Genomic DNA, 14,581 nt, shown 5'->3' with positions numbered 1-14,581 from the left:
AAATGACTGAGTGCAAAAGCGTTAAAAAAGGGAAAGTGTGGCTCGTGGGAGCAGGACCCTCGGATGCGGGGCTTTTCACCTTGAAAGGAAAGTCTGTTTTGGAGCAAGCCGATGTTGTTGTTTTTGATCAGCTCGTGGGGCAGGGGATTCTTGCCATGATCCCGCGGCAGGCAAAGAAAATAAACGTAGGGAAAATTTCAGGAAACCATCCTGTACCTCAGGGCGAAATCAACCGGATTCTGCTTGAGGAAGCGCAGGCTGGAAACCGTGTGGTTCGTCTGAAAGGAGGAGACCCTTTCCTTTTCGGACGAGGAGGAGAAGAGCTAGAGCTGCTTTGTGAGCATGGAGTCTCCTTTGAGATCATTCCTGGAATCACGTCTGCCATTTCGGTTCCGGCTTACCATGGTATTCCTGTTACCCATCGGGATTTCTGCTCTTCGGTACACATCATTACCGGGCATACAAGAAATGCCGCACAGGCTGACATTGATTATCCCTCATTGGTCGAGCTGAAAGGAACACTGATTTTTCTCATGGGAGTTGCATCCATGCCATCCATCTGCAAAGGTCTTATGGATGCGGGAATGGACCCCTCCATGCCTGCAGCAGTACTGGAGCGCGGTACCACTGCACGCCAGAGACGTGTCATTTCAGACATAACGCATCTGGTAGACGAGGCGGAAAAGGCGCAAGTCCAGACGCCTGCAATTATTGTTGTGGGGAAGGTTTGCAGCCTGGCGGAAGACTTTCATTGGGCGGAGGACAGACCTCTGGGCACAAAAAAGATCATGGTTACAAGACCGAAGGAACGAAGCTCGGCATTGACTGCAAGACTGCAGGAGCTGGGTGCTGAAGTGCTGGAGGTTCCCACCATTGAAACCGATGTCATTTTGGACAATACTGCTTTGTCGGAAGCATTGAAAAACATAAAGAATTACCATTGGATTGCTTTTACCAGCCCTTTTGGTGTAAAAATCTTTTTTGAGCGGCTGCGCGAGTTAAGGGTGGATATCCGGTCGTTGACGGGGTTGAAATTCGCTGCCATCGGAAGCGCGACACAAAAAGCAATCGAGGAAATAGGTATTCTGGTAGATCTTGTTCCCGAGATTTATGAGGGCAGAGCGCTGGGAGAAGCGCTGTCACATCGTGTGCTTGCGGATGAGCAAGCAGCGGGAGTGAAGCAGCAGATTCTGGTGCCAAGAGCGAAAATCGGCACCGATGAAGTCGTCAGGCCATTAAAGGAAGCGAAGCTGAACTATCTGGATCTGCCGGTTTACGACACCGTTGAAGCTCCGGATCACGAATTCCGATGGTACGATGAAACCGTTGACTATGTTGCTTTTACCAGTGCCTCCACGGTACGCGGCTTTGTTAAGCTGGCAGAGGGTGCAGATTTTTCAAAGGTGCAGGCCGCCTGCATCGGCGAGCAAACGGCTCAGGAAGCACGCAAGTATGGGATGAAAACCTACGTGGCGCCGCAGGCATCCATTGACAGCCTTGTAGAATGTATCTTGAATATCCAGGAATGATTGCTAGGAAAGGACGGTGGAAGGATGACAACTGAATTATTACACCACGGGATTCTGCCGTTGATGATCGCACTGAGCCTGGGCTTTCTTCTGGATTTGATCTTCGGAGATCCCCATTGGCTTCCTCATCCCATCTGTCTGATTGGAAATGCCATCGCAACGGGAGAGAGAATTATCCGCAGGCTCTTTCCAAAGACTGAAAAGGGAGAACTTTATGGAGGGGCAGTGCTGGCCGTTTGCATCATCCTGCTTTCCACGGGGGTGCCATTTCTGATTCTTCGCGCTGCGGAAGTCGTCAGCCCATGGCTCAGGATAGGACTAGAAACGCTGATGTGCTATCAAATCCTGTCTGTAAAGTCCCTGAAAACGGAGAGCATGAAGGTTTATCGGGAACTTGTACGGGAGGACCTGGAAGGTGCCCGCAAGATGGTGGGGATGATAGTAGGCAGGGATGTCAACAGTCTGGATCAGATTCAAGTGACAAAAGCTGCGGTGGAAACCGTTGCAGAAAACACCTCAGATGGAACGGTAGCCCCCCTGATCTTTATGGCAATGGGCGGCGCGCCTCTTGGTTTTTTGTATAAATCTATCAATACCATGGACTCCATGATCGGATATAAGAACGATCGATATCTTTATTTCGGCAGATTTGCCGCAAAACTGGACGACGCGGTAAATTACATACCGGCCCGCGTGGCTGCCTGTCTCATGATTGCTGCTTCGGCTCTTCTGCGGTTTGACTATAAAAATGCGGTTCGGATTTTTCATCGTGACCGGTACAACCACTCCAGCCCCAACAGCGCTCAAACCGAATCCGTCTGCGCAGGGGCTTTGGGGATACAGCTTGCAGGGGATGCTTACTATTTCGGAAAACTCTACCCGAAGAAAACCATCGGTGATCCCTTGAAATCTGTTGAATACGACGATATTCCCAGAGCAAACCGGCTGCTGTATGCTACAGCTTATCTGACATTTCTTATTTGTATCATCAGCATGGGGGCTGCATTATGGATTATATGAAACCGACGGATCAAACGATAGAAAAAATGAAGAGAGCATCAGAACCAAAGCTGGTTCACGGAGGCGATATCTATTCGGCCAGAAAAGCCCTTAAAGGATTACAGGCGGGCTCTGTTCAGATTGACTCTGTTCAGACTGACTCTCTTGCCCTTGCGCCCAGACTCCTGGATTTTTCCGCAAACATCAATCCTCTGGGCCTTCCCGCTGGAGTGAAGAAAGTCTTGACGGAGGCGATAGAGGGGTTTGATATTTATCCTGATCCTCTTTGCCGGGAGCTCATCGCCAATCTGGCAGTATATGAAGACGTACCGAAGGAGTGGCTTCTCTGTGGAAATGGAGCTGCGGACCTAATTTTCCGTATGGTTTATGCCATAAAGCCCAAAAAGGCCATGGTTCTCGCGCCGACCTTTGCAGAATATGAGGAAGCGCTCTATGCGGTTTCCTGCGAGGTCATTCGTTACCCTCTTTCCGCCGACAGCGACTTTCAAGCAGACGAGGGGCTGATCGACGCCTTGGATCAAGAGCTTGACCTGCTGTTCCTATGCAACCCCAACAATCCTACCGGGCAGCTGATGTCTAAAGAGTTTCTTTGCCGGGTGCTGGAACGGTGCAAGGAGCTTGGGATTTTTCTTGTAGTTGATGAATGCTTCAATGAATTACTAGAGGAGCCGGAGCGTTATTCCGTCAAAGATCGAATTCAGGGTTCACGGAATCTTATGATTCTGAAAGCCTTTACCAAAACCTATGCCATGGCCGGACTTCGGCTGGGCTATTGTTTGATCTCCAATGGTGCCTTGCTGGAGGCCCTTCGGGAAGCAGGTCAGCCCTGGAGCGTATCAACGCCGGCACAGCTTGCAGGGATTCAGGCGATGAAGGAGCAAGATTATCTTGCAGAATCCAAACGAATAATCCGGCAGGAGCAGGAGTATCTGATTAGCGCGCTAAAGGAAAGCGGGATAAAAGTGATCTCTGCCAATGCCAATTATATTTTTCTTTTGGACCCGATTCCGAGAAGAAGATCACTCCATGAACAGTTGCTGGATTATGGTATTTTGATCCGCAACTGTGATAATTATCATGGACTTGGGCCGGGTTATTACCGTATCTGCATCAGAGTACACGAGGACAATGAAATCTTTGTGGCCGTATTGCAGAATTTATCAAAACAGTAATCTAAGGAAACGCTGATTCATTCCGTGGACACGCTCCATTGAATCAGTGCTCCATAAGGAAATCCTGCTTCATTGAAGAAGCACATTTTCAGCAATCAATACTTCCATACAATAGGAGGGATCATCTATGGCAAAAGCAATTATGGTTCAGGGTACCATGTCCAATGCAGGTAAAAGTCTGATCGCAGCCGGACTGTGCCGAATTTTCAAGCAGGACGGTTATCGGGTCGCACCCTTTAAAGCCCAGAATATGGCGCTCAATTCCTTTATTACAAGGGAGGGGCTTGAGATGGGAAGAGCCCAGGTTGTTCAAGCAGAGGCTGCCGGCATCGAGCCTTCGGTGCTGATGAATCCCATCCTGCTGAAGCCCACCAACGACACCAGTTCTCAGGTTATCGTAAACGGAGAGGTTTACAGCAACATGAGCGCTCAGGAGTACTATACCCGGAAAAGGGAAATCGTCCCGGAGATCATGAAGGCTTACGGAGAACTCGACACTCAATATGACATCATTGTTTTGGAGGGGGCGGGGAGCCCGGCAGAGATCAATCTTAAGGAAAATGATATCGTAAATATGTACATGGCAAAGCTTGCCAAGGCACCGGTGCTCTTAGCAGGGGACATCGACAGGGGCGGTGTTTTTGCGTCTCTTGTGGGTACGATGATGCTGTTTGACGAATCAGAACGGGCGATGGTCAAAGGAATTCTCATCAACAAATTCCGGGGGGATAAGAACATTCTCCAGCCGGGACTGGATATGCTGGAAAGCTTAGTCCATGTACCGACTCTTGGCGTGATTCCATATCTTCACGTGGATATTGAGGATGAGGACAGCCTGACGGAACGTTTTACCAGAAAGGGGACGGTGGGTCTGATCGATATTGCGGTGATCCGTCTGCCCAGAATTTCAAATTTTACTGACTTCAATGTGCTTGAATATGTTCCGGGAGTTACGCTGCGTTATGTGAAATCTGCAGCGGAACTGAAAAACCCGGATTTGATTATATTGCCCGGTACGAAAAATACCATGGAAGATCTGCTCTGGATGAGGCAGAACGGTCTGGAGGCGCTGGTTCTAAAGCATGCAGCTCAAGGCGGGCCTGTCTTTGGCGTCTGTGGAGGGTACCAGATGCTGGGGGCGGAGCTCTCCGATCCATACGGCGTGGAATCAGGAGGTTCCATGGCGGGAATGGGGTTGCTTCCCTTGCGAACCATTTTTGAAAAAGAGAAGACGAGAACTCGGGTGAAAGGCAGATTTCTTCCGGGAGTCACTGGAATTTTCAGAGATCTGGCGGGAGTGGAGATTGAAGGCTATGAGATTCATATGGGACAATCCGTTGTAATTCCTGATCTGCTCGCGAAAATGGAACAGGAACAGGAAAATGGAAAGAGCTCTCAGAGCAAGGATGGTGTATTGGGCTCCGGCACATCGACCACAGGGCAACAGCTGGCGATTTTGGAAGAGATCTCAGGCAAGCCGGCGGAAGAACCCATCGGTATGTGCTGCGGAAATATCTATGGCTCCTATATTCATGGGATCTTTGACAGTGAGGATGTGGCCAAAACTCTGGTATCATCACTATATCAGTTGAAAGGCCTTGACGAGAGTGAACTTTTGGGTCTAAACGTACACACCTATAAAGAACAGCAATATGATCTCCTCGCAAAGGGGATTCGAGAAAATATTGATATGAAACAGCTTTATCAAATCCTGGATGAGGGTGTAAAATAATAGAGGGATACTTTATGGACGAAAACAGAGGTCTGATCCATCTTTACTACGGAGATGGAAAAGGGAAGACCACAGCGGCGCTGGGTCTGGCCGCAAGGGCAGCCGGATCGGGAATGCGGGTTGTAATCCTGCAGTTTTTAAAGAATCAGGAAACGGGAGAACTGGCGGTATTGCGGAGTATTCCGGGAATCATCGTCCTTCGGGGAAAAGATGGCGCAGGGTTTTCCTTTACAATGACGGAAGAAGAAAAGATCAAAACCAGAGAGATTCATGATGAGAATCTAGCCCTGGTCAGGGAGCTGGCAGAAAAGGGAGACTGCGATCTGCTGATTCTGGATGAAGCAATCGGAGCTTGCGCCAGGAACCTTCTGGATTCTAAACAGCTGGAGCACTTCATCAGGAATAAGCCGCACCAGATGGAAGTGGTTCTCACAGGGAGAAAGCCTGCCCAGTGGATGCTGGACTGCGCAGATTATGCTTCTGAGATCAGGAAGATTAAGCATCCCTTTGATAAGGGAATCCCAGCCCGAAGGGGTATCGAAAAATAATCGACTCGTGTTGGATTTGGAGAGCATTGATCTGAAAACATCGATCTGAAAATATTGATTTGAAAGCATTGACTTCCACCCGGATACGGGAAAGAAATATTCGGACTAAATCGTCTATTAACTATGAACACTTATATTGAAATACCAATGGAAGTCCGCTGTGTGAGCAACGGCCTCGGAGGATAAGCTATGAAAGTAAAATTACAGAATGTACTGCCCGAAGAAATCGAAAAACGCAGTTTTGAGATGATTGGGGAAGAGCTTGGAGAAGTGGAACTTGACCCCATGGAGGAACCGGTGATTAAGCGGGTGATCCATACCACAGCAGACTTTGAGTATCTGAGCAATTTAAAGTTTTCAGGGGGTGCTGTAGGGAAAGGGATGGAAGCACTGAGAAAAGGAGCTGTCATCGTCACGGATACGCAGATGGCAAAAGCAGGCATCAACAAAGCTACTTTGGAAAGTCTGGGAGGAGAAGCATTCTGCTTCATGTCCGATGCGGATGTTGCAGAAACAGCGAAAGCCGCCGGAACCACCAGAGCGACGGCGAGCATGGACAAGGCAGCAGCCTTGGATCGACCGCTGATCCTGGCAATCGGGAATGCCCCCACTGCACTGGTGCGGATCTACGAATTGATTCGGGAAGGAAAACTAAAGCCGGAGCTGATCATCGGTGTACCGGTCGGCTTTGTCAACGTAGTGGAGTCAAAAGAACTGATCATGGAGCTGGAAATTCCGTATATTGTAGCCAAGGGAAGAAAAGGCGGCAGCAACGTGGCTGCGGCCATCTGCAATGCATTGCTCTATCAATGCAAGCCCAGAACGTAGTGGACTGGGGCATCTGCAAACAGGAGTGGTTTTGACACTCCTAACGCCTTATCTCTCCATGTTTTGGACGGCAAACAAATGTTGCTGGTTAACGGTGTTTGCCAGATACAGGAGCTTCACTATGAATATCGCAATCATTTCGTTTACAAAATCGGGTGCAGTGATCTGCAGGGGGCTGAAGACCGGGCTGAACGAGCTGGGTCATAGTTGTGATGGCTACGGAAAAGCTCCGTTTGCGGAGGAGGAAGGGCTGGAGTATTTCACTGAAAAGCTGGATCAATGGACAAAAACGGCCTTTGAAACAAAGGATGCCATTCTGTTCGTTGGTGCCTGCGGCATTGCGGTTAGATCTATCGCGCCCTATATCAGAAATAAGGCGGTCGATCCTGCAGTGATTGTCATCGACGAAAAAGGGCATTTTGCCATTTCGTTACTTTCCGGGCATCTTGGAGGAGCCAATGAATTGACTCGCTCCATTGCCCAGGTCATTGGAGCAGTGCCTGTGATTACCACGGCAACGGATTTGAACGGCTGCTTCGCTGTGGATGAATGGGCTAAGAAAAATCGCTTAAAAATTGGAAGCATGGATCTTGCAAAAGACATTTCCGCAGCGTTGCTGAGGGGCGAGACGGTCGGTGTTGTCAGTGATTACCCGATAGAGGGCACTCTGCCAGACGGGCTGGTGCTTCTGTCAGAGTCTTTGGCGTCACAGGGTTTGCTGGATGAATTCAGAGGACATGACGACGCTGATTCATCAAGACTAAATGACACTTCTGATCCCCCCCATTCCCCAGCGAAAATTCCGCGCATGGGGTTTCGAATCTCCCTGTGGGAGCGAGAGGGGCCTTTTGAGAAGACACTTCACTTGATTCCCGCCGCGGTTACTCTTGGGATTGGCTGCAGAAAGGGCGTTTTGGCAGAAACGGCGGAGGAATTTTTTTATGACGTATGCAAAGAGCATGGACTTTCGACAGCTTCAATAGAAAGACTTTGCTCGATTGATCTTAAAAAAGAGGAACATGCAATCAATCAGCTAGCCCGGCGGCTGGATGTTCCAATTGAATTTTATCCTGCGGAAGAGCTTTCCAGGGTACCGGGTGAATTTACGGCTTCTGAGTTCGTCGCAAGCATCACTGGCGTGGATAACGTCTGTGAAAGGGCTGCGGTGCTTGGCGGTCATGGAGAGCTGATCATACGGAAACAATCCAGAAACGGCGTCACAATTGCTGCAGCCGTTAGAAAGGTAGGATATCAATGGATACAGGAATGAGACCAAGAAGACTTAGGATGGACGGAAGGACGCGGGAACTGGTGCGGGAGACCAGAATCGGCAAGTCTTCACTGATTTACCCGATCTTCGTTGAAGAGGGGAAGGGCATTGTGACAGAAATCTCTGCGATGCCGGGACAGAAACGCTACAGCCCGGATACCCTCGCTTACGGACTGGAAGAAGCTGCTAAAGCAGGCATCACCAGCATTCTGCTCTTTGGGATACCGCAGCACAAGGACGAATGCGGCAGTCAGGCCTATGATGAGAATGGTATTGTACAGCAGGCACTGCGGGCCGCAAAGAAGGATTTTCCGGAGCTTTATTATGTCGGAGATGTCTGCATGTGTGAGTATACCTCCCATGGACACTGCGGAATCATCAAGGGTGACAGTGTGGACAATGACAAAACGCTGCCGCTTCTTGCGAAAACGGCTTTGTCTCAGGTTATGGCAGGAGCGGATATGGTGGCTCCTTCCGACATGATGGACGGAAGAGTGCGAGCAATTCGGCAGGAGCTGGATGCAGCCGGATATGAAGACATTCCCATCATGTCTTATGCAGCCAAATATGCGTCGGCCTTTTACGGCCCCTTCCGGGAGGCGGCAGGTTCTGATGGATTCAAAGGAAACAGGAAGACCTATCAGATGGATTTCCACAACAGAAAGGAAGCCATGAAGGAGGTCTATCTTGATTTGGACGAAGGGGCTGATATTATCATGGTGAAGCCAGCGCTGTCCTATCTGGATATTATCCGTGAAGTTTCTGACAGGATTGCCGTACCCACAGCAGCCTACAGCGTCAGCGGTGAATATTCCATGATCAAAGCCGCCGCCCATGCAGGAATGGTGGACGAGGATGCCATTGTAGCGGAGACTGCAGTGAGCATTTACCGCGCCGGAGCGGATATTTTAATTACTTACTTTGCAAAAGAAATCGCAAGGATGATCGGTGAAGGGAGAATCGGATAATCATATGAACAGATCAATCGCATTATTTGAGGAAGCACAGAACTATATCCCGGGCGGTGTCAACAGCCCGGCTAGAGCATTTAAAGCGGTCTCGGATACGCCGAGATTCATCGAACGGGCAGATGGTGCCTATATTTATGACGTGGATGGATGCCAATATATCGACTACATCGGCTCCTGGGGTCCAATGATTCTGGGCAATAATAACCCGGTGGTATTAAAGGCAGTTCAGGAAGCCATTGTAAAGGGACTCAGCTACGGTGCGGCAACAGAAGCAGAAGTGACCATGGCAAAGCTGGTGTGTGAACTGGTGCCTTCTATGGAGATGGTAAGGATGGTCAATTCCGGCACAGAGGCCACCATGAGCGCGCTGAGAACAGCCAGAGGTTATACAGGCAGAAGCAAGATCATCAAGTTTGAGGGCTGTTACCACGGCCACTGTGATTCTCTGCTGGTCAAAGCAGGCTCCGGTCTGATGAACAGTGGTATTCCGGACAGCGCAGGCGTTCCCGAGGGATGCGCACAGGACACCCTTACTGCGACTTATAACGATTTTGAAAGCGTGGAACGCCTTTTTGAAGAAAATAAAGGTCAGATTGCAGCGTTAATTCTGGAACCAATCGCAGCCAATATGGGAGTCGTTCTTCCTGACGGTGACTTTCTAAGGAAGATTCGGGAGATCTGTGATGTGAATCAGACAGTACTGATTGCCGATGAAGTGATCACAGGATTCCGTATGGGTATCGACGGGGCTCAGGGCCTCCTTGGCATCAAGCCCGATTTGTCCACCTTCGGAAAGATCATCGGCGGCGGTATGCCGGTAGGGGCGTACGGCGGTAAACGTGAGATCATGGAAATGGTTGCTCCCTGCGGTCCTGTCTATCAGGCGGGTACCTTGAGCGGAAATCCTGTTGCCATGGCAGCGGGGATCGCACAGCTTACCGAACTAAAAAATCATCCTGAAATATATGACCATATCAATGGCTTGGGGGCAATGCTCTGTGACGGTCTGAAAGAAATCATCTCAGAGGCAAAGGCAGGCTGTGTGGTAAATCACATTGGTTCCATCGGGTCTCTATTCTTTACCGGAAAGCCCGTAACGGATTATGCCAGCGCAAAGACCTCGGATACCGCTGCTTATGGGAATTATTTCAAGCATATGCTGAAGGGCGGCGTATACCTAGCTCCTGCTCAGTTTGAGGCAATGTTTATTTCTAATGCACATTCTGAAGAGAATATCAAGGCAACGCTGGAGCTTGCGGCACGGTTCTTCGGCGTCTAAAGAAAACAATTGTAGGGAGAGGGACGATGAAACGAATTTATCTTGTTGGGATTGGAATGGGTAATATTGAGACCATCACAGACCAGGGACGAAAGGCGGTAGAAAAAAGCCAGGTGCTCATCGGTGCAGAACGGATGATTCAGGCGTTTCCCGATTATCAGGGTGAGGTCTGCTATGCCATTGCCCCTGCACGCATTCTGGAGTATCTCTCCTCACATCAGGATTGGGATACCGCCGCAGTGATTTTCTCCGGGGATACGGGATTTTACAGCGGAGCGAAAAAACTCAATGAGGCTATAGAAACGAGGAAGGGCAACTGTTCCGGGTCCGTGATCGCTGACGCCATGATCGCTGACACAGAATCCCTGGCTGAAGCCGACTTTTGGAACGAATGCCGGGTGGAGTTTATCCCGGGCATCAGCTCACTCCAGTATTTCTGTGCAAAGCTGAAACTTCCATGGGAGGATGTGAAGATCGTGAGTCTTCACGGAAGAGAAGCCAATCTTTTAGGAGCGATCTTCAATCACAACAAGGTCTTTTTCCTCACTGGAGGAGATTATCCCGTCAGGAGAATCTGTGAAATTCTTACCGATCATAGTCTGGGAGAGGTAAAGGTTTCTGTGGGTGAGCGTCTGTCCTATCCCAATGAGAAGATTGAACGAGGCACAGCAAGGGAACTCTCCGCGAAGGACTTCGATCCGCTTTCTGTCATGATTGTGGAGAATCAAAAGCTGATTCACAGAGAAACGGAGACCCACGGGCTTTCTGATGATCTCTTTGTCCGGGGAGCAGTTCCTATGACAAAGAGCGAGATTCGCAGCATATCCCTGTCCAAACTTGAGCTGAGAAAAACCGATGTCATTTATGATATCGGAGCAGGTACCGGATCCGTAGCGGTGGAGATGGCTCTGACCGCCAGAGAAGGAGCTGTTTTCGCAGTGGAATGCAACGAAGAAGCAATTGGTCTCATCAAAACCAACGCAGAGCAAATGGGTGCATGGAACCTGAGGGTCATTCCTGGAATGGCACCGGAGGCACTTACGAGCCTTCCGCCGCCGGACCGTGCGTTTATCGGGGGATCAAAGGGCAACCTCGCTGCGATTCTGGAAGTGCTGATTCAGAAAAATCCAAAGATCCGGGTGGTGATCAATGCAATTACTCTTGAAACGGTCAGCGAAGCCCTGAACCAACTTTCCCGTCTGGGATTTGAGGGTGTGGATATCGTACAGATCTTTGCAGCACACGGAAAGGCGGCGGGAAACAGTCATCTGATGATGGGGCAGAACCCGGTTTTTATTATCAGCGGGGAAATGCGCGAGACTAACCTGCCAAACGATTGAGAAAAACTGATCAATTGATGGATACTAAATCATATGAAACGTTGAATGAGGGATCGGAACAATGATGAAGGATCAAGCCGAACAACAAAATAAATTAATGGGAATTGAAATACCGAGGATTATGATTGCTGCTGCGGGCAGCGGAAGCGGAAAGACCACCGTCGTCTGCGGTCTGCTTCAGGCGTTTTTGAACAGAGGAGTGAGCTTAGCCTCCTTTAAATGCGGTCCCGATTATATCGATCCTATGTTCCATACGGAGGCTCTGGGTGTCAAGTCAAGAAACCTGGACCTCTTTTTTTGCCATGAGGAGATGGTGAAATATCTTCTTTGCAAGAACGCAGAAGGAGCTGACCTTGCATTGATGGAAGGCGTTATGGGATATTACGATGGTCTTGCAGGAAAATCCACCGATGCTAGTTCTTATGATTTGGCCGTAAAAACGGGAACCCCAGTGACTCTAATCGTTGACTGCAAAGGCATGTCGGTTTCCATCGCCGCACTGATCAAAGGATTTTTAGAATTTCGCCAGAACCATCAGATAAAAGGGGTTGTCTTAAACCGTCTGGCTCCCATGCTCTACGGGGACGTAAAGGAAATCATAGAAAAGGAGCTGGGGATAGAAGTTTTTGGCTACCTTCCGGTTATGACGGACTGCAGCCTGGAAAGCAGGCATCTTGGTCTTGTGACCGCAAAGGAGATCGGAAATCTCAAAGAAATTCTCAGCAGACTGGCAGAGCAAATGGAGCAGACCATCAATTTGGATCGGATATTGACATTGGCAAGGGAAGCGCCCCAGATCAGTTGGAAAGAGCTTCCTGACAGCAGGGGAGTGTCACCTGCCAACTGGGGAGCGTATCCTGCCAGCCGAGGAGACATTCTTGCACGGCAATCTCCTTTCGCTGGATTGGAAGCACCTTCTATGATTGAAGCCTCTGTGCGGATTGCGGTTGCACAGGATAAAGCCTTTTGCTTCTATTATCAGGATAATTTGGAGCTGCTGCAGGAGCTGGGTGCTGAAATCGTACCCTTCAGCCCCTTAGAAGATCCACGGTTGCCTCAGGGAATCAGCGGATTAATTTTGGGTGGAGGATATCCTGAGCTGTATCTTGAGAAGCTTTCATGCAACAAATCTATGCTTGCTGATATCAAAGAGGCCATCGGAAATGGTCTGCCCTGCATCGCAGAATGCGGCGGCTTTATGTATCTTCATGAAATGGTAAAAGGCACAGATGGAAACAGCTACCCTCTGGCGGGCGTTATCGCCGGAGAAAGCTATCCCACTGAGAAATTAACTCGCTTCGGTTATATTACACTGACTGCTGCGGAGGATAATCTTCTCTGTATCAAAGGGAGACAGATCAGGGGTCATGAATTCCATTATTGGGACAGCACCAACACAGGAGCGGGAATGCACGCGGAAAAGCCGCTGCGGAAGACCGCCTGGGATTGTGTGATTACGGAAGGGAATCTTTGGGCTGGCTATCCCCATATTCATTTTTATTCAAACCCGGAAGCGGCAGTTCGTTTTATAAAAGCGTCAAGGGACACAAGTCTGAAGCAATGGGATAGAGTGCTAAAGGATTGATAACATAATCTTGGGAAGCGCAGATTTAATCAAGCATGCGTAAGGAATGAATCAGTGTTTCTCTAATGATAGAAACTGGAACGGAAGGATGAAAAAAGGATGAGCGAAAAGGAATTGTTTGAATTAATCAGTACCATAAAGGATCTGGATCGTGGAGTCATGGAGGAAGCACGAAAACGAGAGGACAGTCTTGCAAAGCCGCCGGGAAGTCTGGGAAAGCTGGAGGATATTGCCGTTCAGTTTGCGGGGATCAGCGGAAAGATACATAATTTAGCGGATAAATCCTGCATTGTCATCATGTGTTCGGATAACGGCGTTGTTGAGGAGGGGGTATCTTCCGCACCGCAGTTTGTAACACTAGCCCAGACCATCAACTTTACCAGAAGACTGACCGGGGTGGGAACCTTGGCAAAGTATTTTGACAGCGATTTGCTTGTGGTGGATCTGGGGGTTAATGCAGATCTGCCAAAAGAGCTTTTGACCGATCAACCGCTGGAAGAAGCGCTTCGGGTAACAGATAAAATTGTAGATAGGAAGATTAGAAAGAGCACATCCAACCTTGCTAAGGAGCCTGCTATGACAAGGGATGAGGCCATCACAGCCATTTCCATCGGCATTGAAATGGCGGGTGAGATTAAGAAAGCCGGTTATACTATCTATGGAATCGGAGAAATGGGGATTGGGAATACCACCACGAGCTCAGCGATATTATCTGCACTGACCGGATTAACAGCAGCGGAAACCGTGGGCAAGGGCGGCGGCATTACCGATGAGAGCTTTGCCCGGAAGAAGGAAATTATCGACGAAGTAATCGAGCGGTACCATTTCTGCGGTCAAGAGAATCTAGATGTCATCGACGTCATCGCCAAAGTCGGAGGGTTTGATCTGGCGGCAATGACGGGAGCGTTTCTTGGCGCTGCCATCTATCGGCTGCCGGTGGTCATCGACGGGTTTATCTCCATCGTAGCAGCTCTGGCAGCAGCAAAACTGGCGCCTCTGTCCAAAGAATTTATGATTGCGTCCCACGTTTCCAAAGAACAGGGGTATGGCTGTGCGTTGAAAGCATTAGAGCTTTTACCAATGCTAAACCTTGACCTTCGGCTGGGAGAGGGCAGCGGATGCCCGCTGGCCTTTCAGATCGTACGAGGCGCCTGCGCTGTTATGAATCATATGGCCACCTTTGCAGAAGCGGAAATCAACGATGATTATCTGGAAGAAATCCGAAAACTGGACTTCTGAATGAATCAGCGATTCTGTCATAAATTAAGACGTAGATTTCATACAGCAGCAGTATAAGTTGGAATACT

At 49.3% G+C, this 14,581-nt stretch carries 12 protein-coding genes; all 12 read left to right on the top strand.

The annotated features are described in order from the left end of the window. Positions 1-2: 2 nt before the first annotated feature. Complete coding sequence (cobA, locus tag FRZ06_09610; GenBank protein QOX63588.1) at positions 3-1,529, top strand: uroporphyrinogen-III C-methyltransferase; 1,527 nt, start codon at positions 3-5, stop codon at positions 1,527-1,529. A gap of 63 nt (positions 1,530-1,592) precedes the next feature. After that, positions 1,593-2,549 carry a cobalamin biosynthesis protein CobD gene (gene cobD, locus FRZ06_09605; GenBank protein QOX65888.1) on the top strand — a complete coding sequence of 319 codons (957 nt, stop codon included), beginning with the start codon at positions 1,593-1,595 and terminating at the stop codon, positions 2,547-2,549. Then, entirely contained in the window at positions 2,537-3,721 is a 1,185-nt protein-coding gene (locus tag FRZ06_09600) for an aminotransferase class I/II-fold pyridoxal phosphate-dependent enzyme (protein ID QOX63587.1), read from the top strand. Before cobD ends, FRZ06_09600 begins: the two co-directional genes overlap by 13 nt. Before the next feature lie 127 nt (positions 3,722-3,848). Next, positions 3,849-5,453, top strand: a complete 1,605-nt coding sequence (locus FRZ06_09595; protein QOX63586.1) for a cobyric acid synthase — start codon at positions 3,849-3,851, stop codon at positions 5,451-5,453. Between the two features lie 14 nt (positions 5,454-5,467). Further along, positions 5,468-6,001 (top strand): cob(I)yrinic acid a,c-diamide adenosyltransferase, encoded by a 534-nt coding sequence (locus FRZ06_09590; GenBank protein QOX63585.1) that lies wholly within the window; start codon positions 5,468-5,470, stop codon positions 5,999-6,001. Positions 6,002-6,190: 189 nt separating this feature from the next. Continuing rightward, positions 6,191-6,829 carry a precorrin-8X methylmutase gene (locus FRZ06_09585; GenBank protein QOX63584.1) on the top strand — a complete coding sequence of 213 codons (639 nt, stop codon included), beginning with the start codon at positions 6,191-6,193 and terminating at the stop codon, positions 6,827-6,829. Further along, positions 6,795-8,099, top strand: coding sequence for a cobalt-precorrin 5A hydrolase (locus FRZ06_09580; GenBank protein ID QOX63583.1), 1,305 nt, complete (start codon positions 6,795-6,797; stop codon positions 8,097-8,099). Before FRZ06_09585 ends, FRZ06_09580 begins: the two co-directional genes overlap by 35 nt. After that, positions 8,084-9,067 (top strand): porphobilinogen synthase, encoded by a 984-nt coding sequence (gene hemB, locus FRZ06_09575; protein QOX63582.1) that lies wholly within the window; start codon positions 8,084-8,086, stop codon positions 9,065-9,067. Before FRZ06_09580 ends, hemB begins: the two co-directional genes overlap by 16 nt. A 4-nt stretch (positions 9,068-9,071) precedes the next feature. Further along, positions 9,072-10,349: a glutamate-1-semialdehyde-2,1-aminomutase gene (gene hemL, locus FRZ06_09570; GenBank protein ID QOX63581.1), complete on the top strand. Its 1,278-nt coding sequence runs from the start codon at positions 9,072-9,074 to the stop codon at positions 10,347-10,349. A 26-nt stretch (positions 10,350-10,375) separates the two neighbouring features. Then, positions 10,376-11,689, top strand: a complete 1,314-nt coding sequence (cbiE, locus tag FRZ06_09565) for a precorrin-6y C5,15-methyltransferase (decarboxylating) subunit CbiE (protein QOX63580.1) — start codon at positions 10,376-10,378, stop codon at positions 11,687-11,689. A gap of 97 nt (positions 11,690-11,786) precedes the next feature. Continuing rightward, on the top strand, positions 11,787-13,274 hold the full coding sequence (locus FRZ06_09560; protein QOX65887.1) for a cobyrinate a,c-diamide synthase: 1,488 nt from the start codon (positions 11,787-11,789) through the stop codon (positions 13,272-13,274). A gap of 99 nt (positions 13,275-13,373) precedes the next feature. Next, positions 13,374-14,513 carry a nicotinate-nucleotide--dimethylbenzimidazole phosphoribosyltransferase gene (gene cobT / locus FRZ06_09555; protein ID QOX63579.1) on the top strand — a complete coding sequence of 380 codons (1,140 nt, stop codon included), beginning with the start codon at positions 13,374-13,376 and terminating at the stop codon, positions 14,511-14,513. The last annotated feature ends 68 nt before the right edge of the window (positions 14,514-14,581 follow it).

The sequence above is a fragment of the Clostridiales bacterium genome (assembly GCA_015243575.1).
GTDB classification, from domain to species: Bacteria; Bacillota; Clostridia; order Peptostreptococcales; family Anaerovoracaceae; genus Anoxybacterium; species Anoxybacterium hadale.
Note: the sequence above shows the minus strand (reverse complement) of the source record. Positions and strands in the feature narration are given on the sequence as shown.

Bases quoted from the DNA above. Each gene is read 5' to 3' on its own strand.
- cobA (QOX63588.1), top strand. From the start codon at position 3: ATGACTGAGTGCAAAAGCGTTAAAAAAGGGAAAGTGTGGCTCGTGGGA.
- cobD (QOX65888.1), top strand. From the start codon at position 1,593: ATGATCGCACTGAGCCTGGGCTTTCTTCTGGATTTGATCTTCGGAGAT.
- FRZ06_09600 (QOX63587.1), top strand. From the start codon at position 2,537: ATGGATTATATGAAACCGACGGATCAAACGATAGAAAAAATGAAGAGA.
- FRZ06_09595 (QOX63586.1), top strand. From the start codon at position 3,849: ATGGCAAAAGCAATTATGGTTCAGGGTACCATGTCCAATGCAGGTAAA.
- FRZ06_09590 (QOX63585.1), top strand. From the start codon at position 5,468: ATGGACGAAAACAGAGGTCTGATCCATCTTTACTACGGAGATGGAAAA.
- FRZ06_09585 (QOX63584.1), top strand. From the start codon at position 6,191: ATGAAAGTAAAATTACAGAATGTACTGCCCGAAGAAATCGAAAAACGC.
- FRZ06_09580 (QOX63583.1), top strand. From the start codon at position 6,795: ATGCATTGCTCTATCAATGCAAGCCCAGAACGTAGTGGACTGGGGCAT.
- hemB (QOX63582.1), top strand. From the start codon at position 8,084: ATGGATACAGGAATGAGACCAAGAAGACTTAGGATGGACGGAAGGACG.
- hemL (QOX63581.1), top strand. From the start codon at position 9,072: ATGAACAGATCAATCGCATTATTTGAGGAAGCACAGAACTATATCCCG.
- cbiE (QOX63580.1), top strand. From the start codon at position 10,376: ATGAAACGAATTTATCTTGTTGGGATTGGAATGGGTAATATTGAGACC.
- FRZ06_09560 (QOX65887.1), top strand. From the start codon at position 11,787: ATGGGAATTGAAATACCGAGGATTATGATTGCTGCTGCGGGCAGCGGA.
- cobT (QOX63579.1), top strand. From the start codon at position 13,374: ATGAGCGAAAAGGAATTGTTTGAATTAATCAGTACCATAAAGGATCTG.